15 protein-coding genes and 1 tRNA gene are annotated in these 21239 nt (G+C 61.8%); 11 read left to right on the forward strand and 5 right to left on the reverse strand.

Annotation, left to right across the window (positions count from 1 at the left end; genetic code table 11):
* The first annotated feature begins 86 nt into the window (after positions 1-86).
* On the forward strand, positions 87-617 hold the full coding sequence (locus GM79_RS16065) for a fasciclin domain-containing protein (protein WP_410471187.1): 531 nt from the start codon (positions 87-89) through the stop codon (positions 615-617).
* Between the two features lie 198 nt (positions 618-815).
* Here GM79_RS16065 and GM79_RS23250 read toward each other — a convergent pair whose 3' ends face one another.
* The gene (locus GM79_RS23250) at positions 816-1955 is read right to left on the reverse strand and encodes a J domain-containing protein (RefSeq protein WP_161787200.1); all 1140 of its coding nucleotides are present in this window, start codon (positions 1953-1955) and stop codon (positions 816-818) included.
* 146 nt (positions 1956-2101) lie between these two features.
* Here GM79_RS23250 and GM79_RS16075 point away from each other — a divergent pair, with 146 nt between their 5' ends.
* The 4 genes from GM79_RS16075 (at position 2102) to GM79_RS16090 (ending at position 7391) form a co-directional block, all read left to right on the forward strand.
* Positions 2102-2479 (forward strand): phage holin family protein, encoded by a 378-nt coding sequence (locus GM79_RS16075; protein WP_035565838.1) that lies wholly within the window; start codon positions 2102-2104, stop codon positions 2477-2479.
* 6 nt (positions 2480-2485) lie between these two features.
* A complete protein-coding gene (locus GM79_RS23255; RefSeq protein WP_051718972.1) occupies positions 2486-3376 on the forward strand; it encodes a hypothetical protein in 891 nt (296 codons plus the stop codon).
* Entirely contained in the window at positions 3348-4127 is a 780-nt protein-coding gene (locus GM79_RS16085; protein WP_035565840.1) for a geranylgeranylglyceryl/heptaprenylglyceryl phosphate synthase, read from the forward strand. The genes GM79_RS23255 and GM79_RS16085 overlap by 29 nt, the downstream gene beginning before the upstream one ends.
* Positions 4128-4589: 462 nt before the next feature.
* Complete coding sequence (locus tag GM79_RS16090; protein ID WP_262489462.1) at positions 4590-7391, forward strand: TonB-dependent receptor; 2802 nt, start codon at positions 4590-4592, stop codon at positions 7389-7391.
* Between the two features lie 91 nt (positions 7392-7482).
* Here the strand turns inward: GM79_RS16090 and GM79_RS16095 are convergent, their stop codons facing one another.
* Both GM79_RS16095 and GM79_RS16100 read right to left on the reverse strand, forming a co-directional pair.
* On the reverse strand, positions 7483-8622 hold the full coding sequence (locus GM79_RS16095; protein WP_051718973.1) for a flavin monoamine oxidase family protein: 1140 nt from the start codon (positions 8620-8622) through the stop codon (positions 7483-7485).
* 281 nt (positions 8623-8903) lie between these two features.
* Positions 8904-8976 (reverse strand) — tRNA-Thr (locus GM79_RS16100).
* A 166-nt stretch (positions 8977-9142) separates the two neighbouring features.
* Between GM79_RS16100 and GM79_RS16105 the strand changes: the two genes are divergently transcribed.
* The 3 genes from GM79_RS16105 (at position 9143) to GM79_RS16115 (ending at position 13235) form a co-directional block, all read left to right on the forward strand.
* Complete coding sequence (locus GM79_RS16105; RefSeq protein ID WP_035565845.1) at positions 9143-9403, forward strand: hypothetical protein; 261 nt, start codon at positions 9143-9145, stop codon at positions 9401-9403.
* Between the two features lie 139 nt (positions 9404-9542).
* Positions 9543-12101 (forward strand): YfhO family protein, encoded by a 2559-nt coding sequence (locus tag GM79_RS16110; RefSeq protein ID WP_051718974.1) that lies wholly within the window; start codon positions 9543-9545, stop codon positions 12099-12101.
* Between the two features lie 255 nt (positions 12102-12356).
* Complete coding sequence (locus GM79_RS16115; protein WP_235184089.1) at positions 12357-13235, forward strand: 1-aminocyclopropane-1-carboxylate deaminase/D-cysteine desulfhydrase; 879 nt, start codon at positions 12357-12359, stop codon at positions 13233-13235.
* A gap of 140 nt (positions 13236-13375) precedes the next feature.
* On the opposite strand, the gene GM79_RS16120 is transcribed toward GM79_RS16115, so the two are convergent.
* Entirely contained in the window at positions 13376-14539 is a 1164-nt protein-coding gene (locus GM79_RS16120) for a hypothetical protein (RefSeq protein WP_035565852.1), read from the reverse strand.
* A 64-nt stretch (positions 14540-14603) separates the two neighbouring features.
* Here GM79_RS16120 and GM79_RS16125 point away from each other — a divergent pair, with 64 nt between their 5' ends.
* A complete protein-coding gene (locus GM79_RS16125) occupies positions 14604-15239 on the forward strand; it encodes a DUF4230 domain-containing protein (RefSeq protein WP_035565854.1) in 636 nt (211 codons plus the stop codon).
* Positions 15240-15510: 271 nt separating this feature from the next.
* Here the strand turns inward: GM79_RS16125 and GM79_RS16130 are convergent, their stop codons facing one another.
* Positions 15511-16014, reverse strand: a complete 504-nt coding sequence (locus GM79_RS16130; RefSeq protein WP_035565857.1) for a regulatory protein RecX — start codon at positions 16012-16014, stop codon at positions 15511-15513.
* 146 nt (positions 16015-16160) lie between these two features.
* Between GM79_RS16130 and GM79_RS16135 the strand changes: the two genes are divergently transcribed.
* Positions 16161-17045 carry a DMT family transporter gene (locus GM79_RS16135; RefSeq protein ID WP_051718975.1) on the forward strand — a complete coding sequence of 295 codons (885 nt, stop codon included), beginning with the start codon at positions 16161-16163 and terminating at the stop codon, positions 17043-17045.
* 259 nt (positions 17046-17304) lie between these two features.
* Entirely contained in the window at positions 17305-19953 is a 2649-nt protein-coding gene (locus tag GM79_RS16140; protein WP_072008641.1) for a DUF5686 and carboxypeptidase regulatory-like domain-containing protein, read from the forward strand.
* The last annotated feature ends 1286 nt before the right edge of the window (positions 19954-21239 follow it).

Raw genomic sequence — 21239 nt, forward strand, 5'->3', positions numbered from 1 at the left:
TGGCGTAGGTGGGTCATCGTTCAAAAAAATCAAACCATTTATTTATACCGATGAAAAAGACTTTGTTTTCCCTCGCTCTGGTTGCCATGTTCAGCGTTGGTGCTACCACTACCGTTTCGGCCCAGAAAATGGCTAAGACCGTAATGGTGGGCGGCGCGGCCATGTACCCCACGAAAAACATCGTGGAAAATGCCGTAAACTCGAAAGACCACACCACCCTGGTCGCCGCCGTGAAAGCTGCTGGCCTGGTCGAAACCCTGCAAAGCGCCGGCCCCTTCACCGTATTCGCCCCTACCAACGATGCTTTCGGCAAACTGCCCGCCGGCACTGTCGAAACCCTGGTGAAGCCTGAGAGCAAGGAAACGCTCACCAAAATCCTGACCTACCACGTCGTAGCCGGCCGCATGACCGCCGCCGACCTGATGAAGGCCATCAAAGCCGGCAAAGGCACCGCTACCCTCAAAACCGTGAGCGGCGGCACCCTGACAGCCAAAATGAAAGGCAAAGGCATCGAGCTGAAGGACGAAAAAGGCGGCATGTCGATGGTCACCATCGCCGACGTAATGCAGAGCAACGGCGTCATCCACGTAGTTGACACGGTGCTGCTGCCCAACTAGTTTTTCTGAGCTAGCCCCCAAACGCAAACAACCGCTGCCAGCCCCGTGCCAGCAGCGGTTGTTTGCGTTTGGGGGGTTCTGAGGTTTTTCAACGCCTTGCAGGCGCTGGGCAACGCCACCCTCCGGTGGCACCACCCCCGTTTCAGCTGCGCTGAAACATCCCCTCCTTGGTAAGGAGGGGAGTTGGCTGCTTGCCTGCTACCGGCACTTTCCCTCCGCCGTGCGGGCGTACTCGTAGCCCAGCAGCAGGGCGCGGCGGTAGAATTCGCAGGCCGAAGCCGTGTCGTTGCCGTGGGCGGCCAGCCGGCCCAGCAGAAAATGCGTGCGCCCGTCGCGCGGCCGGGCTTGCAGCACTCGGAAATATGCCGTGCGGGCGCTGTCGTAGCGGCCCAGGGCGGTGAGGGCCAGTCCGCGCACCTGCACGTAGTGCCAGGGCGTGGCCTGGTTGGCCCGGCGGCGCTGGGCCAGGCCGTACTCAATGTCGGCCAGTCCTTTTTCGGGTTGGTCGAGGTCGAGCAGGCGGGCCTGGCCCCGGGCGAGGTAGGCGGCGCTCAGGCTACTGTCCAGGGCCAGGGCGCGGTTGAAGCTGAGTTCGGCGGCGGCGGGCAGGCCCAGGTCGGTTTCGCAGCGGGCCAGGCGGTACAGCAGGTCGGCGGCAATGGGGCGGGGCTGGGGCTGGAGCAGGGCCGCCTGAAAATCGGCGCGGGCGGCCCGCGGGTCCCGGTTCACGAGCAGCTCCAGCTCGGCGCGGCGGCGGAGGGCGGGCGCGTAGTCGGGCCGGAAGTGCAGGCTCTCGTCCATGAAGCTGTAGGCCGCCGCCAGCTGCCGCTGTCCGTACGCGCGCAGCCCGTCCTCGTAGTTGCTGCTGGCCGTCACGCGGTCCATGGTCACCTTCACGGCCAGCGCAAACAGTACGATGCCCGCCAGAAACAACAGCGTTAGCGTCCAGTCGCGGCGGTTGAACCCGGCGCGCTGGCGCGGAATGGTTTGGTAATGCCGCTCCCGGCTGTTGGCGGGTGGGCGCGTGCGCAGGGGCGCGGGCGGCGGCATGGGCACGCCGTACACATGCTGGGTGGCGGGGCGCTGTTGCTGCTGGCGCCGCACTTCCTCGGTGCGGCGGGCAGCCTGGGTGAGCTGGAAATCGTAGGTGGCGCGGCGGCCGGGGTCGCCCAGCACGCGGTAGGCCACGGCCACAGCCTTGAACTGCTCTTCGTAGCGCACGTCGCCGCCGTGCTTATCGGGGTGGTAGCGCACCACCAGCTGCCGGTAGGCCCGCTTTATTTCGGCGGCCGGGGCAGTGGCAGCGACTCCGAGGACTTGATAATGATTTTGACTCACGCTGGGCACCAAACATAAAGGACCGCACAAAAGTCAGCCACACCTTAATATTTTCCGTAGAACCGGCTCAGTCCACTGCTGTTTTCGGGCAGCTTCCGGGCTGAAAATAATTCCTCTTTTCTTCTTGACACACTATTTCGCGCCGCATGATTCTCGACGACGATACTTCCAAAACACCCCGTAACGACAGCCTGATTGGCAACCTGACCGGCTACCTCGACACCCGCATCGACTTGGTGCGCCTGGAGCTTCAGCAAAAGGTATCGGGCATTATGGTGAGCACCATTCACGGGGCCGCCCTCGGAATTCTGGCCCTGATGTTCGTCATCTTTCTCAGCGTGTTTGCGGGACTAGCCCTTAATTCGGTTCTTGAAAGTTCTTTCTGGGGCTTTGGTATCGTAGCTGGCTTCTACCTGCTGCTGCTCATACTGGTGCTGGTAGGCGTTGATAAAGCCGCTTTCCAGGGCCTAGCCAACAAAGCCCTCAAGGATACCATCTATAAATCTGACAAACGCCAAGCCTAGCCTGCCATGAGTGACCTGCATAACCCCCTGTTCGACGAGGAAAAAGAATTTTTGGAACGCAAAAAGCTCGAGTACGAGCGGGCACTGCGCGGCGATGTCGATGACATCAAAGAAAAGTCGGTGGTTTTTGGCAAAGTGGCCCTGGTTGGGGCCGGGCTGGCTGGCGGCGTCTGGCTGATTACCAAAGCCTTTGGCTCCGGTAAAAAGAAGAAAAAGAAGCGCAACGTGAGCGAGGCCTACGAGAGCAGCAAGGACCGGGAAGCCGGAGACGACAACGCGGACGAGCAGTTCGAAAACGACAACGGTTTCGGTGCCGAGTACTATACTGCTGGCAATGGCAAGCGTTACAAAAGCGTCCCTTTCCACAAGTCTGCTGCCAATTCCGCGCAGGCATTTATGGACAATGAGGACCGGGAGCGCCGCGCCGCGCAGGATTCCGAGTCCGACGACCTGGGATTCGGCTCCACGGCCGCACCGCAGATGCCCCTGGCCGCCGCTAGCCCGGCCCTGGTGCCCTCGGCCTTCAACCCCGAACACTTTGAGGACGACCCGTTCAAGGATTTGCCCTACGATGACAGCCGTCGCCTGCCCACCTCGCACGATTTTGACGGGTTCGATGAGATGCCGGAACCCGCTGCCACTGCCCGCCCCAGCTTCGTGGGACAGGTTTTGCAGAGCTTTTTGAAGTCGGATACGGGCAAGATTATCGTAGCCCAAGCGGCTGCCGTAGTGCTGGCGCTAGTGACAAAAAAAGTGAGTGAGTTTTTCCCGGCCGACAAAAATCCCGACCTTTCGGATTCCCCGGCCGTCGCCCCCGCTGAAACCGGGTTTGCGCCCGTCGTTTCGCCCGCTTCTCCCGACTTCCTGGATGCGTCCACCCACACTTCTGCTATATGACACGCTCCGGGCGCGGCAGCAACAAGGCCGCAAAGCGCTGGCCGTGCTGCTTGACCCAGATAATTTAAACGAAACCAGCTTGTTAACCCTGCTGCGCCTGGCTCAGGCGCATCCGGTCGATTACTTTTTCGTGGGGGGCAGCCTGGTGCTTAGTTCGCATCAGGCTGCCCTTATTGCGTTAATAAAGGTGCACTCTACAGTGCCCGTGCTGCTATTTCCCAGCCACAGCCTGCACCTCGACGGGCCTGCCGATGGCGTGCTACTGCTGTCGCTGATTTCGGGCCGCAACCCCGATTTTCTGATTGGCCAGCATGTTGTGGCCGCGCCGCGCCTGCGGGCCAGCGGCCTGCAATTATTGTCCACCGGCTACATGCTGGTCGATTCGGGACGGGCCACCACGGCTTCGTACATGAGCGGCACCGTGCCGCTGCCGCACGATAAGCCCGGCATTGCGGCCTGCACGGCCCTGGCCGGCGAGCAGCTGGGCTTGCAGCTAATGTACCTCGATGGGGGCAGCGGCGCCCAAAACCCAGTGTCGGCCGCCATGATTGCGGCCGTGCGGGAAACGGTGAGCACGCCCCTTATCGTGGGGGGCGGGCTCAATACCCAAGCTAAAGTGCGCGCCGCCCTCGCGGCCGGGGCCGACGTGGTGGTGGTCGGCAACCACATTGAAGCCGAGCCGGAGTTTCTGGCGGAGGCCGTGGGCGTGGTGGCGTCATTCAACGCCGTCGCAGCCGCTGCCGAAGCGTAATTTCTTCCGCAGCCTTATCAGTGGGCCAGTTGCTCTGGCCGCCAGTGTGCGACCCGTGAGCACACTAGCTATACGTCGAAGATGGGTTGCGGCATCATTATGTGGAACGGTTGTTTCGCGCTGTCATGGGGTAAAGTTGTAGCACCCGTGGAACGTGCTGCAGTCGCTGCCAAAATGGTGTAAGGGAAGGTTGAAACCGGGCCGGTTGCGCGAATTGGGGCCATAAATGACAATGAGTAGAAAGTGGGAAATAAGTTGATTATTCAGTTATTCTGCTTTTAGGCTGCTGCCTTGAGAACGGTTTCGGCTTAAACTATTGACCGGGCTTTTCGGTCAATTTAACCAGTAATAAGTACCATTGGAAGAAAACACAAAAGGAATCGCAGGCTGAAATAGTAGCTTTGAGGTCTTCTTGTAAATGTTTTATTTCTGATTACTCCAATGCAACACGTTTATTCGGCAATGCTTGCAACATTGCTGCACGTTTATCCGGCTAATGCCATCCCAGCTACTGCTGACAACCCCCAAAAACCGACTGCTAAGAAGAATACGGCTCGGCGCTTGGAAGCTAAACGCCGGACGCTGCATCTAGCTACTGACCCTGCAGAAAACTCGATTCGAGGTATTGTGCAAACCAAGGAAGGCGAAACGCTGCCCGGTGCCACCGTTTTTATTCGGGGTACCTACGTGGGTACTGCCACCAACCAGCTGGGCGAGTTCAGCCTGAATCCTTCCTTTACCGAGGGTACGGTGGAGCTGGTGGTGTCTTATGTGGGCTACGAAACCCAGGTGCTACAGCTCACGCAGCCCACGGCGCTCATTGTGCAGCTGCTGCCCAGCGCCACGCTGCTGAACGAAACGGTAGTATCGGCCTCGCGCATCGAGGAAAACATTCTGCGGGCCCCTGTTACCATCGACAAAATATCGGGGCGCCAGCTCGAGCGCATGAGCACGCCCGAAGTGCTGGCCGGCCTGGGCATGCTCCCCGGCGTGGACGTGAACTCGGCCTCCATGCTCTTCACCAGCATCAGTACCCGCGGCTTCAACACGGCCAAATCGGAACGGGTAATTCAGCTCGTGGACTACATGGACACGGCTTTGCCTTCGCTCAACCTGAGCCCCGGCAACCTGGTGGGCATTCCCGAGCTGGACATGGAGAGCATTGAAATCATTCACGGCCCGGCCTCGGCCCTCTACGGCTCCAACGCCCTGAGCGGGGTGGTGCTGTTCAACTCCAAAGACGCCTTTGTGTACGACGGCCTGAGCGTGCGCCTGCGCGGCGGCGAGCGCAGCCTGCTCGACGGCCAGCTGCGCTACGCCAAAAAGGTGGGCGAGCGGTTTGCTTTTAAGGTGAACGCCAGTGGCTTCCGGGCCACCGACTGGGTTGCCAACAACTTCGAAGCCAATTCGGGCTCAGTGAACCCGGCCGGCTCGACGCTGGGCTACGATGCCGTGAACCGCTACGGCGAGCTGAGCAACCTGTACTCGCCCTTCCAGAACCAGCCGGGTTTCACGGTGGACCCCGAACTTTACGGCAAAACGGTGTACCTGCCCGGCTTCACGGAGCAGGAATTGATTAAAGGCGACGAAAAAACGCAGTCTTACCGCGTGCAGGGCGCCGTGTCGTACCTCTTGAAGGACGACCTGAAACTGACCGTGGAGGCCAAGCGGGGCGTGGGCACGGCAACCTACCAGAACCTGAGTCGTTTCCGTATCAAAGACCTGGGCACCAATCAGTATCGGGCCGAGCTCAAGAACGCAAAAGGCTTTGTCCGGGTGTATTCGACGGAGGATTTCACGGGCAGCTCCTACGAGCTGTCGCAGCTGAGCCGGCTCATAGGCCTGTCGCCGGCATCGGAAGCCGGCAACACGGGCAGCTACTTCCAGCAGTACGTGGTAGCGTACAACAGCGCGTACAGCGCGGCCCGCAATCCGGGCCGGCCGGGCGGCAGCCTGAGCATGGCCGAGGCGCAGGCCTTTGCCCAAAACGTCGCCAACAGCACCCAGTTGTCGTCGTCCGACCCGCGCTTCACCACGCTGCGCGATAACATTGCCAACGACGACCAGCCCGGCCGGGGCGCCCAACAGAACTTCAATTCCTTCCTCAACGACATCAGCAGCCAGTACAGCTTCAAGCTGGGCGAGGCGGGAACCAACCTGATTGTGGGCGGCGCCTACCGCGAGTACCGCCTGGGTTCGGGCGGCAAGCTGTTTGCCGATACCGACGGCGAGCGCCTCACCAACTACGAGTACGGGGCTTACGGCCAATTGACCCAAGCCCTGCTCAACGACCGGCTGAAACTGGCCCTGGCCGGTCGCCTGGACAACTTCAAGAACTTTGACCCGTCGTTCTCGCCCCGCGTGGCGGCCGTATACTCGCTGGGCAAAAACATGCAGCATAACTTCCGGGGCAGCTTCAGCCAGGCGTTCCGCAGCCCCACGCAGCCCGACCAGTTCCTGCGCTCCGACGTGGGTAACTTCATTCTACTCGGCAACGTGGGCGCGGGCTTCCAGGGCTACAACTTCACCAACTCCCAGGGCCAGCCCTACACGCCGGGCGCCCCGCTCGCCGATTTTGAGCTGTCGATTGACAAGCTGAAGCTGGAGCGGGTGAGCACGGCTGAAATTGGCTACAAGGGCGCCATCATTCCCAACGTGTATGTAGATGCCAGCTACTTCCGCAGCCGCTACAACGACTTCATCGGCGGCACTGCCTTTGTGGGCAATGTGGACGGCACCCGCCCCACCTTTCAGCAGGTAAACGCCGGCCTGGCCTCGGGCTTCACCAATCCGAATGCTTCGCCGGCCCGCATCATCTACACGGCCAGCAACAACAGTCAGGAAGTGCGTACCCAAGGCGCCACGTTCGGCCTCACTTACTACATGAGCAAGGCCCTGAACATTGGCGGCAACTACTCCTTCAACCTCCTGGACCGCAGCAACCTGCCGGACGGCTTCCTCACGTTCTTCAATACGCCCAAGCACAAGTACAACCTGATTGCCAGCGGTACCGTGCTGAGCAACCTCACCTATTCGGTTAACTACCGCTGGGTGGAAGGCCACAAGCAGGAATTACCCTTCGCTAACGGTCAGATTCGTACGTACAGCACCACCGATGCCTACCTCGGTTACACGGTGCCCAAGCTGGCCACCACGTTCCAGGCCGGCATCTCTAATGCCTTCGATGCGAACAACGTGCAAATCATCGGCGGCCCGCAGATTGGCCGCCTCGCCTACCTGGGCGTACTCCTGAACGTGAAGTAAGGCGCTGCCGCACACGTTATAAAAAAGGTCCCGCATCACTGATGCGGGACCTTTTTGTTGGGCGCCAATCGGCAAACAGGAGCCGCGACGCTTAATTGGCAGCCACGGCATCGGGCAGCAATTGCAGGAGTTGTGCGGCCGCCCACCGGCCCGATTCCACGGCCCCATCAAGCCGGCCCCATTCGCTGACGGAGGTTTCGGCGCCGGCCCAGTGCAAGGTGCCGGCCCACTGGGGCTGGCGCAGTAGCGCGGGGCCCTGCAGGGGTACGGCCAGGGGCGGCTGCTCGTCGCCGGGGGTGCTGGTAAACGGTTCAAGGGACCAGTCCAACTCGTGGTAAGCCAGTGGGGCGCCGGCGGCCGGGCCAAACAGCCGCTCCAGCTGCGCCACCACTGCGGCCTGCCGCTCGGCCCGGCCCGCTGCCCGCAGCGGGTGCGGGGTGGCAAAGAACCCGAACAACGCCCCCACTGCCGCACTCTGCGGCGACGCATCGTGCAGCTCCACCAGCGGTCCGGTCTGGCTCACACCGAAGCCCGACCAGCCCTGGGTGCGCCAAAAAGGCTGCTCGTATACCAGCACCGCTTTCATGGCGTGGCTCATCCAGGTGGGTACGGTTTGCATGGTGTGTTGCAGCGCCGCCGACAGGTCGGGCTCAAACGCCATACTGTGGGCTACCAGCCGCGGGGGCATGGCCACTATCACGGCCGGTGCGCGGTAGGTGCGGGGAAGGCCGCCGTGCACGGCCGTCACTTCGATGTCGCCCTCCGGCAAGCGGCGCAGCCGGGTCACGCGGGTAGCCAGCTGTAGCGTATCCGGCGATAATTCGTCGGCCAGGGTACGGCAGAGCACGGCGGCCCCACCGCCCAGGCGCAGGTAGCCCGCCGAGCCCGCCGGCTGCGGCAGCCGGTGCACGCCGTGTGGCGTTTCGTAAGCCGTAGCACCGGCGCTGAACTGCGTAAACGGCCGAATTTTCAATTCTTCCAATACCTGCGTCAGGTAAGGGTGGTGGGTCCAGCCCCAGGTTGCGCCCAGGTCCAGTAGCTCGGCTGCGGGGCGGCCGGGCACAGCGGGCACGGCCATTGTGCGCCCGCCCACTCGAGCACGGGCTTCCAGCACCAACACCGCCCGGCCGGCGGCCTGCAGCCGCTGGGCTGCCACCAGCCCAGACAGCCCGGCTCCAATGATGATGACCGGGGACGGCGGTGAAGAGGGAGAGTCGGCGGCGAACGTCATGCAGGGAAGCCTGTGGGGCATTGACTTGGGTGGGCACGAAACAAAGGCGGGTGTCGGTGCTGTCTATTCGTGGTTGTGGTGGGGGTATAACACCCGTTGGCCTTTTCGGTTAGCTGCTGAGTCAATGGCAGCCAGGTTTTGTGCTTACCAACAAGGAGTTACAGCAAACGTACTGCGCGCTTAACATGGAACAGGCTCATTAGATGCGAAGGCCCCGAAACGCAAAAACCCGAAAACATGCTCCTGCCAAGCAGGAAGGATGTTTTCGGGTTTTGCTAAAGAGCCTCTTATTGGACTCGAACCAACGACCTGCTCATTACGAATGAGCTGCTCTACCAGCTGAGCTAAAGAGGCTTGTTTTCCCGCCGACGCTTTCGGAACGGACTGCAAAGATAGGCACCGCGCCGGACGCCGCGCAACCGCCCTCCCGGAAAAGTTTTGCCCGGCGTGGGCGGGCGCGGTTTTTGAGCGGCAGTGGGAGTGGTTTGTACCTTGCGGCGGCATTTACCGTTCTATAACTATGCGTTTCTGGCTCATCTTGATTCTGGTAATTTTTGCATTGCGCTACCTGCTGCCCATCGTGCTGCGGCTGGTGTTGGCGGGGTTTGTGCGCAAGCAAATGCGCAACGGCGGCTTTGTGGTGCCCCCGCAGTCGCAGCCCGGCCCGCCGCCCGTGCCCGGCGAAGTTCGGGTAGACTACGTGCCTCCGGTTGCGCCCGAAGCGGAGAAGCCATCGGGCTTTAAAGGCGGCGAATACGTTGACTTTGAGGAGATAAAATAGCGCGCAAGGTTGCGCGAAGTAGAAATTAAGTCTCGCTAAGGATTGTACTCACATTCTGGCGAGGCTTTCTTTTTGCTTCGCGTAGCCCTGCGCGACTGTACCTTCGGGCACGTTTTTATGTTCCTCCAAAATTGCCCTGATGGCTGCTGTTACTTCTGCTTCTCCTGTTTCGTCCGCGCCGTGGTGGCAGCGGGCTTTGCCGCACGCGCTGGCGGTTCTGTTTTTCGTGGTGCTGGCGGGTCTGTATTTCTCGCCCATCATGTTCGAGGGCAAAAGCCTGACGCAGCACGATATCACCCAGTTTCAGGGCGGCGCTCACGAGGCGCAGGAGTATGCCAAAGCCATGGGCCGGGAAGCGCTGTGGACGAATTCCATGTTTTCGGGCATGCCCACTTACCTCATCAGCCTGCACTTTCCGGGCGACTGGTCGGGGTACCTGCAAAGTATCATGACGCTGGGCCTGCCCGCCGTGGTGGCCAACCTGTTTCTGGCGCTGCTCTGCGGCTATATTTTGCTGGTGGCGATAGGCGTGCGGCCACTGGTGGCCGTGGCGGGCGCCGTGGCGCTGGGCTTTTCGAGCTACAACATAGCCATTCTGGCCGCCGGGCACAACACCAAGAGCATTGCCCTGGCCTACGCGCCGCTGGTGCTGGCCGGCGTGCTGGTGGCCTACCGCCGCGATAAGTGGCTGGGAGCCGCGCTGTTTGCCGTGGGCCTCACCCTCAACGTGCGCGCCAATCACCTCCAGATTACGTATTACCTGCTGCTGCTGCTGGCCATTTTTGGCATCATCGAACTGGTGGCGGCCATTCGCGCCGGGCGGCTGCCCGCGTTTTTGCAGCGCACGGCACTGCTGGGGCTGGGCGCCGCGCTGGCCGTGGGCGTCAGCTTCGGCCGCCTCTACACCACCCTCGAATATAGCAAGTACAGCAACCGGGGCCGCACCGAGCTAACGACCCCGGGACCTGGTCAGGCCCCCGCCGCCAGCGCCGCCGACGAGAGCACGGGCGTGGACCGCGACTACGCCTTCCAGTACAGCTACGGCGTGGGCGAAACCATCACGCTGCTCATTCCCAACTTCTACGGCGGGGCCAGCTCCATGCCGCTCGGCACCGATTCTAACCTCGCCAAGGCGGGCCTGCCGCAGGAATATCTGGCCGGCATGCCCACCTACTGGGGTCAGCAGAGCTACACCGCCGGCCCGGTTTACATGGGCGCGGTGGTTTGCTTTCTGTTTGTTCTGGGCCTGTTTGTGGTGGATAAGCGGACGCGCTACTGGCTGCTGGCCGGCACGGTGCTGTCCATTCTGCTGGCCTGGGGCAAGAACTTCGAGACGTTCAACTACCTGATTTTTGACTTATTACCCGGCTACAACAAGTTCCGGGCGGTGAGCATGGCGCTGGTTATTGCGCAGTTGGCCATGCCCATTCTGGGTGCGCTGGCCCTGAGCCGCGTGCTGCGTCCGCGCGTAGTGGTGCCTTTGGACCCGACCGATGCCCAGCAGCACCCCGCCCTAGCCAAAGCCGTCGGTGCTGCCAAAGCCCCCCTCTCGGCCGATGCCACGGCGCTGCTGCCCAAAGTATTGTATGCGGGCGCCATCGCGGCCGGTATTTGCGTGCTGGCGTGGCTGGCCAGCTTCAGCTTCGATTTTTCGGCGCCTATTGACGGGGAGCTGACCAAGCAGGGCTTCACGCCGGAGCTGCTCGGGGCCCTGCGCGCCGACCGGGCCGACCTGCTGCGCGGCGACGTGTGGCGCGGCCTGCTCTTTATCGGGGCGGCGCTGGGGGTGCTCTATTTCTACCTCAAGGGCCGCCTGAATAGGATGCCCGCGGCTGCGCTCATGGTGTTTTTGGTGCTGGTTGATTTGTGGGGCGTGGACAAGCGTTACCTCGGCAACGATAAATTCCAGAGCGAAACCATTGCCCAAACCTTCCAGCCTTCGCCCGCCGACCAGCTTATTCTGCGCGACCCCGACCTAAGCTACCGCGTGCTCAACGTGCAGAACCCGTTCAACGAAGCGCAGACATCGTACTTCCACAAGAGCATCGGCGGCTACCACGGCGCCAAGCTGCGCCGCTACCAGGACCTCATCGAACGCCAGATTTCCACCAACAACCAGCAGGTGCTCAACATGCTGAACACGCGCTACATCATCACTGGCGACCCCAAGCAGCCGGTGCAGCGCAACCCCGGCGCCCTGGGCAATGCCTGGTTTGTGCGCGAGGTGAAAACCGTGAGCAGCCCCGACGAGGAAATGGCGGCCCTCAGCACGCTCAACCCCGCCACCGAAGCCGTGGTGGATGTCAGCAAGTTTGCTGACCAAAAGGCCGCCAGCTACGACGTAACCGGCGCCACTATCCGGCTGGCCGGCTACACGCCCGACGAGCTGAAGTACAGCTACACCTCGCCCCAGCCTGGCCTGGTCGTGTTCTCGGAAATCTACTATGCCGATGGCTGGCAGGCCTTTATCGATGGCAAGCCGGTACCGCACATCCGGGCTAACTACGTGCTGCGCGCGCTGCCGGTGCCCGCCGGCTCGCACGCCATCGAGTTCCGGTTTGAGCCCAAGGCGTATGCTTTGGGCAACGGGGTTTCGCTGGCTGCCAGCATTGCCCTGCTGCTGGTGCTGGTGGGCGCGGGCGTGTACGCCGTGCGCCGCAAGCCGGAACTGGATGCGCCGGTGGTGGCCGTAGCCTAACCCGGCGCGCCCTGCTCAATTGCTGGCGCGCGTCTCCGACGCGTTGCCTACTGGTTTCGCGTCTGTGATGCGCAGGGCCAATGAGGCCAGATGGTGAGAACGGCGGCGTTTGGAAATGCCAAGCCAGTAGGCACCGCGGCGGAGACGCGCGCCAGCGGCTGACTGCGTAAGTCCTATTTTTAATTTTCTCAAAAACTGTACACCAACCTGGAAACCGCTCTAAGTATGCCGGTGGTCGCTGATTTTTTGCAGGAATTGAACGAGCCTGCCGCCGCAGAGCAGGGCGTGCGCCTGCTGCTGTGGCGCGATGACCTGGCGCATCCGGACCTGCCCGGCAACAAGGCCCGCAAGCTCAAATTCAACCTGGCCGCCGCCCGGCAGCAGGGCCACCATACGTTGCTCACGTTTGGCGGCGCGTACTCCAACCACGTTGCCGCCGTGGCCACGGCCGGCCGGCTGTTCGGCTTCAAAACCATCGGGCTGATACGGGGCGACGACGCACTCGCGCTCAACCCCACGCTAACCCAGGCCGCCGCCGATGGCATGGCCGTGCACTACCTTGACCGCACCGCCTACCGCCGCCGCGCCGACCCCGACTTCATTGCCGGGCAGCTGGCCCGGTTCGGCCCGGCCTACGTGCTGCCCGAAGGTGGCACCAACGCCCTGGCTCTGCTCGGCTGCGCCGAGCTGCTGACCGAGCTGCGCGCGCGCACCGCGTTCGATGCCGTGGCGGTGGCCGTGGGCACGGGCGGCACGCTGGCTGGCCTGCTTACCGGCCTGGCCGGGCAGGAGCAGGCCGTGGGCGTGGCCGCCCTGAAAAATGGCGCCTTCCTGCGCGCCGAAATCGACGCGCTGACGCAGCAGGCCCAAGGCCGGACGGTCGCCGATTATTCGCTGCAAACCGACTATCATTTTGGCGGCTACGCGAAATACTCGGCTCCACTGCTGGCGTTTATTCAGCAGTTTGAGGCGCGGCATGGCGTGCTTCTCGACCCGATTTATACTGGTAAGCTGCTGTTTGGCGTGCTCGATTTGATAGCGCAAGGCTACTTCCGGCGCGGCAGTACCGTGGTGGCCATTCACACTGGGGGGCTGCAAGCCTGGGCGGGTTGGCACGAGCGGTTTGGGCGTTGAGTAGCAGGGTTAGAAACCGTTTGAGTTGTCCTGTCATGCTGAGCGCAGCCGAAGCATCTCGCTCGCTTCGGCCGCACCTTTCGACGAAGCGAGCGAGATGCTTCGGCTGCGCTCAGCATGACCAGTTGGATAGGTTACTGCTACTGCTTAACCAGCTTCTTGGCCAGGCGAGCCACTTCCAACGAAGCCAGTACGAAAATTACTGGTAGGACCGGTGCCAGAAACCGCACGTCCCAGTCATCGACGGTGAGCATGATGATGGCCGTTTGGAGCAGAACGATGGCGGCCAGAAACACCCGCGCCGGGCGCCAGATGGCCGGGCGCCCGGTGGCCCGCGCCGCCAGCCAATAGGCTGGCCACAACACGGCCACGCCCACCACCCGATGCGCCAGCGAATAATGCGGCTTGAGGTAGCTAAGGAAAACGAAAAGCTTGCCCAGCATCAGCCGGCCCAGATAGATTGGGTTGTGGAAGGCGAAATAGAGCACGCGCGCGGCCGGGCCGGTGCCGGGCGGCGGCATATGCAGCGGCTCGGTTTGGTGCACGGCCCAGAGCTGGTAACGAAAAATCAGCTCGCCCCGCTCGTAAGTATCCATGAGGTAGTAGGTGGCGAGCTGGTGGTTGAGCGCCTGCCAGAGCGCGGGCGACAGCAGCACCAGCAGCAGCAGCGCGGCGCGCCAGGGCCGTGGGTCGCGCCGGCGCCGCAGCACATCCAGCCCGGCCAGCCCCGCTGCCAGCCCCACCAGGAAGCCGTTGGGCCGGACCAGCGCCGTGAGTAGCAGGGCCAGCAGCAGCAGGGCCCAATCCTGGCGGCGGCCGTGACGCACGCGGGTGAAGGCCCCGAACGAGAGCGCCACCAAGCTGATAAACAGCGACTCGGTGAGCAGAAAAACGTTGAACCGCTGAATGTCGGGCCAGGCGATAAAGAGCAGCGTAGCCCCAGCTGCGGCCGCACGATGGCCCAGCGCCAGCCGGCGGGTACCGCGGTAAATGGCCCGCGTGGCCAGAGCCGAAACCGCCATCTGGCCCGCCACAATGCCCCACCACCCCAGCCCCAGCCGCAGCCACAGGCTCTGGAACAGCGGGTAGAGCACGTAGCGCAGGTTGTGGCCGGGCTCGAAGTAGCTGCGCTCGGCAATGTTGGCGGCGTATTCGAGGTAACGGGCGCTGTCGTTGGCGAAGTGCGGGCCCCGAAACTGCCACAGGTACCAGAGCTGCACCAGCACCCACAGGCCAACCAGCCCGGCCCGGTGCTGCGGCCACAGACGCCGGCCCAGCGAACGAAAAAAGAGAACCACGCGCATCAACCGCAAAGCTAGCTGCCCGCGCCGCCGAACACCGCGCCGCCGCCGCCGTATTGTAGAGCCTATGAACCTTGTCCGTCTGTTTCGCCGTCTGCTTCCGTTGTTGTTTTTAGTGGGGCTGGGCTGGTTTCTGTGGCGCAAAGTGAGCCCCGCGCTCGGCGACCTGGGCACGCTGGCCGACACCCGCCCGCAGGTGACCGTGACCCACAACACGGTACTGACGCAGGTGGAAGCCCTGGGCCGGCTGGAGCTGGTGCGCTACCGCTTCAAAGACGTGGTGGAGTACAAGCGCCGCACCTACCGGTTTCTGCCCGAGTCGAAAGTGGCGCTGGTGGTGGCGGGCGAGGCCGTGGGCTGCATCGATTTGCGCAAGCTAAAGCCGCAGGACGTGGTGCTGGAAGGTGATTCCATCGTGCGCGTGTCCTTGCCCGCGCCCGAGCTGTGCAGCTTCCAGGTAAACCACAACCAGAGCCGGGTTTTCAGCACTGAAAACGGCTTTTTTCAGGATGCCGAGCTGGTGGACGAGGGCTACAAGTACGCCGAAGCACAGGTGCGCAACGCCGCGCTCCAGTCCGGCATTCTGGCCGCCACCCAGCGCAATGCCGAGCAGATTCTCGTGCCCATGCTGCGCACCCTCACCGGCCGCCGCGTCATCCTGGGCCAGCAAATGCAATTGCCGAAAGCCGGCCCCAAGCAGTAGGTAATTAGCCGTTAGCTCTCAGCTACTAGCCGTTAGCTTTTCGATTTATTATCAATGCATTAGAGCTAAAAATCATAAGGTCGGTAGTCATGCTGAGCTTGTCGAAGCATCTCTACCGCTTCGTTGAATCAATTAGATTAGTTGTGCGGTAGAGATGCTTCGACAAGCTCAGCATGACCTCTCTTTCTCTGATTTGTACTTCTTTAGGAACAAGTCTACTACCTTAAAATCACCTGTTGATTATTTAGGTTGAAATACTTGAGAAGGCACGCTACTCGTCGTCCTCTAGCTCTTTGCCCAGGTCGTCCAAGGCCATTTTTATCAGGTCCTGCTCGTAGCCCTTGCCGGTGAGGTACTGGGATATTTTCATGCGGCGCACGCGCGGGTTCTTTTCCTTTTCCTGGCGGTCCTTCTTCTCCATCACTTCCACGAGGTTTTGGTAATATTCCTCGCCGTCAATCTCCTTCATGCCGGATTTGATGCAGTACTCGCTGAGCCCTTTGTACTTGAGCTCTTGCAAAATGCGGCGACGGCCCCACTTCTTTTGGCGATAGTGCCCGCGCACAAAAGCCTGAGCAAACCGCTCTTCGTCGAGCAGCTTTTCCCGGCTCAGGCGAATGATGATTTCGCCGGCATCGTCCTCGTCCAGGCCGTAGGAGCGTAGCTTTTGCTCCACCTCTTTTTGGGTGCGCTCCTGGTAGGCGCAGAAAGCGGCAATTTTTTGCAGGGCTTCGCCGGGCGTGTACTGCTTGGGCGTTTTGTCGGTTTTAAACATGGGATTTAGCGCGAATGGGGCAGATAATCCTGAACAATGCGTTCGGCACTTCGTTACCCAATTGGGCGCATCGTTACGCAATTAAATACTCGGCTACCGGTCTGACTCTTGGTTTGAAACTGGAAATATCTCTTGGCATTCGCCATATGTTGCTGAGTACGGTGCTCTTTGCGGGCATGAATGCCTGCGTGAAACAGCTGTCTCACCTGCCCGCCCTGGAAATTATTTTCTTCCGGTCCATCTTTTCCATTGTGGCCAGCTACGTGGCGTTGCGGCGGCTGGGCGTAGCCCCGCTGGGCCACAACCGCCGCCTGCTCGTGAGCCGCGGCAGCACGGGCGCGGTGGCGCTGGTGTGCTACTTTCTGGCTTTGCAAAACCTGCCCCTGGCCACAGCCGTGACCGCCCAATACCTGGCCCCGATTTTCACGGCCGTGATGGGCATCTGGCTGGTGCGCGAGCCGGTGCGCGGCTGGCAGTGGCTGTTTTTCGCCCTGAGCTTTGGCGGCGTGGTGCTGGTGCAGCAGGGTGGGCCACCGGCCAGCGCCGGGGCTGGGACGGCCGCGGCGGGCCTGGCGTTTCTGGGAGTGGGCGTGCTGGGTGCGCTGCTTTCGGGCCTGAGCTACAACGCCATCCGCAAGCTGCGCGGGCGCGAGCATCCGCTGGTGATTGTGTTTTATTTCCCCTTGATTTCGTTGCCGCTGGCGGCGTTGGGCTGCCTGTTTCAGTGGCAGTCGCCGCAAGGCGCCGACTGGTTCTGGCTGCTGGCCTGCGGTGCGTTCACGCAGGTGGCCCAGGTGAGCATGACGCGCGCCTACCAACTCGAACGCCTGAGCCGGGTGGCGCCGCTCAACTACCTCGGGCTGTTTTACGCGCTGGGCCTGGGCTACGTGTTTTTTGGCGAAATCTTTGGTCCGCTGGCCTACGGCGGCATGGCCCTGGTGGTGCTGGGCGTGGGCCTGAATGCCTGGTACACGGCCCGCGTTGATGCCCATGCCGCCGCCTTGGCGCCCGCCGAAGAAGTTGTGGCTTGATTTGGCTTTTAAGTACTCGAGCAAAAGTAATCGAAGCAAAAATCGTCATGCAGAGCGCAGTGAAGCATCTCGCTCGCCCCGTTGGGCTGCTTCAACCCAGCGAGCGAGATGCTTCGCTGCGCTCTGCATGACAACACCAAGTCAAGAACACACTTACTTCTACACGACCACTTAAATAGGCCCCACAGGCAACCATTGGCCTCTGGGCGGCATCAGTTGCGCGAAGGCCGTAACTTGGCCGGGTTAAGTTTTCTGCTTTATGTTATTATCTACACTACGTCTGCCCACTTTTCTACTGTTGCTCGTTTGGTTGCCATTCGTGGGCTTTGCCGGGGTGATTAAAGGCACGGTGAGCGGGGCCAACCAGCAGGGCCTGGCCTTTGCCAACGTGGCGGTGCGGGGCTCGGCCACCAGCACGGGCTCCAACGAGCAGGGCGAGTTTCAGCTGCGGCTGCCGGCGGGGCAATACGAGCTGGTGTTTCAGTACGTGGGCTACCGGCCGCTTATTCAGCCGGTGCGCGTGCAGGGTGGCGACACGGCCGTGACGGTGAACGTGACGCTCCAGCCGGAGTCCTACAACTTGGGCGAGGTGCTGGTGAAATCCACCGACCGCGACCCGGCCTACGCCATTATTCAGCAGGCGCAGCAGTGGCGCGCCTACCACCGCCGCGAAGTGGCCGCCTACCGGGCCCGCGTCTACATCAAAAGCCTGGGCCGCATCAACGACACGCCGGAGAAAATCATGGGCCTGTTCAAGCTCGGCCCCGACATCAAAAAAGGCATTTTTTACCTGTCCGAAAGCCTCTCCGACATCAGCTTTGCCCAGCCCAACGTGGTGAAGGAGCGCATGATATCGAGCCGGGTGAGCGGCGACTCGCGGGGCATCAGCTTCAACCGGGCCAGCGCGGCCCGCAACCTGGGCTTCTACGAAAACCTGATAAAGCCCGGCTTCTCGGAGCGCGGCTTCGTGTCGCCCATCGCCAGCAACGCCATGCTGTTCTACAAGTACGAGCTGGTGGGCAGCACCCCGCAGGGCGGCGTGACGGTGCACAAAATTCGGGTGACGCCGCGGCGCCGCACCGACCCGGTTTTCTCGGGCTTCATCTACATCGTGGACGAATCCTGGCGCATTCATTCCGTGGATTTGAACCTCGACAAAGACGCCCAGATTGACTACGTGGACGTGCTGCACATTGCCCAGCAGTACGCCCCGGCCCCCGGCAACCCCAACGTGTGGCTCATTCAGTCGCAGCAAATCCGGGCCGACCTGTCGGGCATGGGCTTCAAGGGGTCGGGCTACATTACGGCGGTGCTGTCGAACTACGCCAACGTGGTGGCCACCTACCCCACGCCGCCCGTTGCCCGCACCGCGCCGCCCGTGGTGGCCGAGGGCAAAGACGAGGCCCCGCTGGGCCAGGAAACCGCCGCCCAAATCCGCAAGCGCAAGCCCGACCTGCGCGGCCTCAGCGCCCAGGTACGCAAGCAGGTGAAAAAGACCGAGCGCGACTCGCTCAAAAACGACCCGTTTGCCCAAATGCCGCGCGGCCAGGTACAATTGGTGGAAAAAGGCGTGAACGAGCGCGACTCGGCCTACTGGGACCAGGTGCGCCCCGTGCCGCTCACGGCAGAGGAAAAAAAGGACTACGCCGTGAAGGACAGCACCGAAGTCATCCGCGCCTCGCGCCCCTACCAGGACTCGCTCGACCGCAAGCGCAACGAATTCGAACCCATCAACCTGATTTTGGGCGGCTATACGTACCAGAATAGCTTCAAAAAGCAGTCGGTAACGGTGCTGCCGCTGTCGCGCATTTTGCAGTACAACACCGTGGAAGGCGGCGTGCTGAATGCCCAGGCCGTTTTCCGGCAGCGCACCGACGACCGGCGCTACTTCACCATCACGCCCACGCTGCGCTACGGATTCAGCAGCAAAGAGCTGAACCCCAGTCTGGAAGCCAGCTGGCAGCTGCACCCGGCCAAGGCGAAGCGGATTGCGCTGACGGCAGGCCGCACCATCGAGAATTTCGACCGCAACTCGCAGCTCACGCCCGCCATCAACAGCGTGTACACCCTGCTAGCCAACCGCAACTACGCCAAGCTATACCGGCGCGATGGCGCGGAGCTGTCCTACTTCACCGAGCCCGTTAACGGCCTGAACCTGTCGGTCAGCGCCAGCTATTTCGACCGTCGGGAACTGTTCAACACCACCACCGAGCTGCTGCGCGACGTGCCCGGCCGGGCCTTCACCCCCAACCTGCCGGTGAGCGAGGAGCTGGCCAACCCCGGTTTCGGCCGTAGCCAGGTGCTCACGCTGGGTCTGTCGCTGGACTTCAAGCCCGGTCAGCGCTACATCAGCCGGCCCGATGGCAAGTTCAACCTCGGCTCGAAGTGGCCCACCTTCACCGTGCAGGGCCGCACGGCGGTGGCGGGCGCGCTGGGGGCCGACGTGCGCTACACCCTGCTGCAAGCCGGCGTGCGCGACAATTTCTCGCTGGGCCTGCTGGGCACCAGCAGCTACCGGGTGAACGTGGGCAGCTTCGTGGGTCGGCAGCGGGGCGTGCAGTTCATGGACTACCGCCACTTCTCGGGCAACCAGACTATTCTGGCCGGTAGCTTCAACAACTTCCAGCTGCTCGACTACTACCGCTTCAGCACCAACAACAGCTACGTCGAAGGCCACTACGACCACCATTTCAACGGCTTTTTCCTCAATAATATCCCGCTGCTGCGCAAGCTGAAGTGGCAGGAAGTGGCCACGGTCAACTACCTCACCACGGCCCAGGCTGGCCACTACCTGGAGCTGGGCGTAGGCATCGAGCACATCGTGAAAGTGCTGCGGGTTGATTTCTATACGGCCCTACAAAGCGGCGAAAAGCTGGGCACCGGCGTGCGGGTAGGCATGGGGTTTTAGGCGGGGATGTAGCGGATTGGTCGGATTTTGGGGGCGACGCTGCACTGGCGCGAGTTTAACATAGCGTAACTCGCGCCAGTTTCGGGCTTGTACCGACTTCGCTCGCATTACGAGCACCAACATGCCTAAATTAGGGCAGACAAGAGCGACTTTGTTTTAATACCATTGGCTTATTCACTAAGCCATAGGAGGAGGCCGACACGGCAACATTGGTCCCCGGAGGCAGCGGCAAGTCGGCAATGCGACTGCCGGTGCCTCCGGGGAACTGGCTTAGGGCAGGGGCATCGCCGGTGTTGCAGCCCGCTTGCCCTTGCAGGGTGAGGCGCAGAAAATTGATGCTAGTCCCGGGGTACCTGATGGGGTCAGGACCCACCAGTGTGCCCAAGGCATACGCCCCATTTTGACCCATCCCCACGATGCCATAAGCTGTAAAGACAGTGCTGGTGTTGGGAATGGAACTGCTGGGAGCTGGCGAGAGCGCGCGCGCCGCAAAGCCACGACCTGATGCATCCACGGCATAGTAGGAGAGTCCATTATCCGATTCCACGGTCCAGCAGACCTCCTCCCGTAACCCGAACCCGACCGCCCCAAACGTGACAAATCCAGCGGTTGCTGAATAGAGGGCGCTGCTTTCGAGGGTCCCCGTCCCGCTCAGTCTCAGAATTTGCGCCTGTCCACTGGCCCGCTTGGCGGCGAAGACCACAACGGCGCCCGTGCTAGGCGCAACGGCCAGGTTGAAATAGTCAAGTTCCGTTCCCAGCGGAAATCCGCCGACGTCCAGCCGCCGCTGCCAACGCAACTGCCCATTGCCATCTACGCACGTGAGGGCATAGGCGGTGGCCTCAATTTGCTCCAGCAGCAGCTCCCCCCCTCGCCCCGGGGCAACGGCTTGAAAATAGGGATGTAACGGGGTAGCGTTGCCGTCCTGCTGGGATTGGCGTAGGCCGTAAAGGCCGCCAATTCGCCGCTGCCGGAAACGCGCACTTATTTAGCCTTATCCGATAAATAACCGGTCTCAATAGTGGACATCGAAGCGACCTTGTGTTAATTCATTGGTCACGTAGGGCGTCCACGTCTGACGCAATTGTCCTTCAAACGTGCCGGCAATGATACGGCGCACGGTGTCCACCTGCGTTAACACAATACGGCTGGTCGCGGCCGTGCTTAGCGCCAACTGATGGGCAGCATCTGTCGTCCTATTGTCCTGCAGGGCGAAGCCGGTGGGCACCGGGCGTACTGTGCCCGTAAAATGGGGCGAGCACCGGTAGCTCCCGGGCCCTCGAATG

Origin of the sequence: Hymenobacter sp. IS2118, assembly GCF_000715495.1 — a bacterium.
Lineage (GTDB): Bacteria > Bacteroidota > Bacteroidia > Cytophagales > Hymenobacteraceae > Hymenobacter.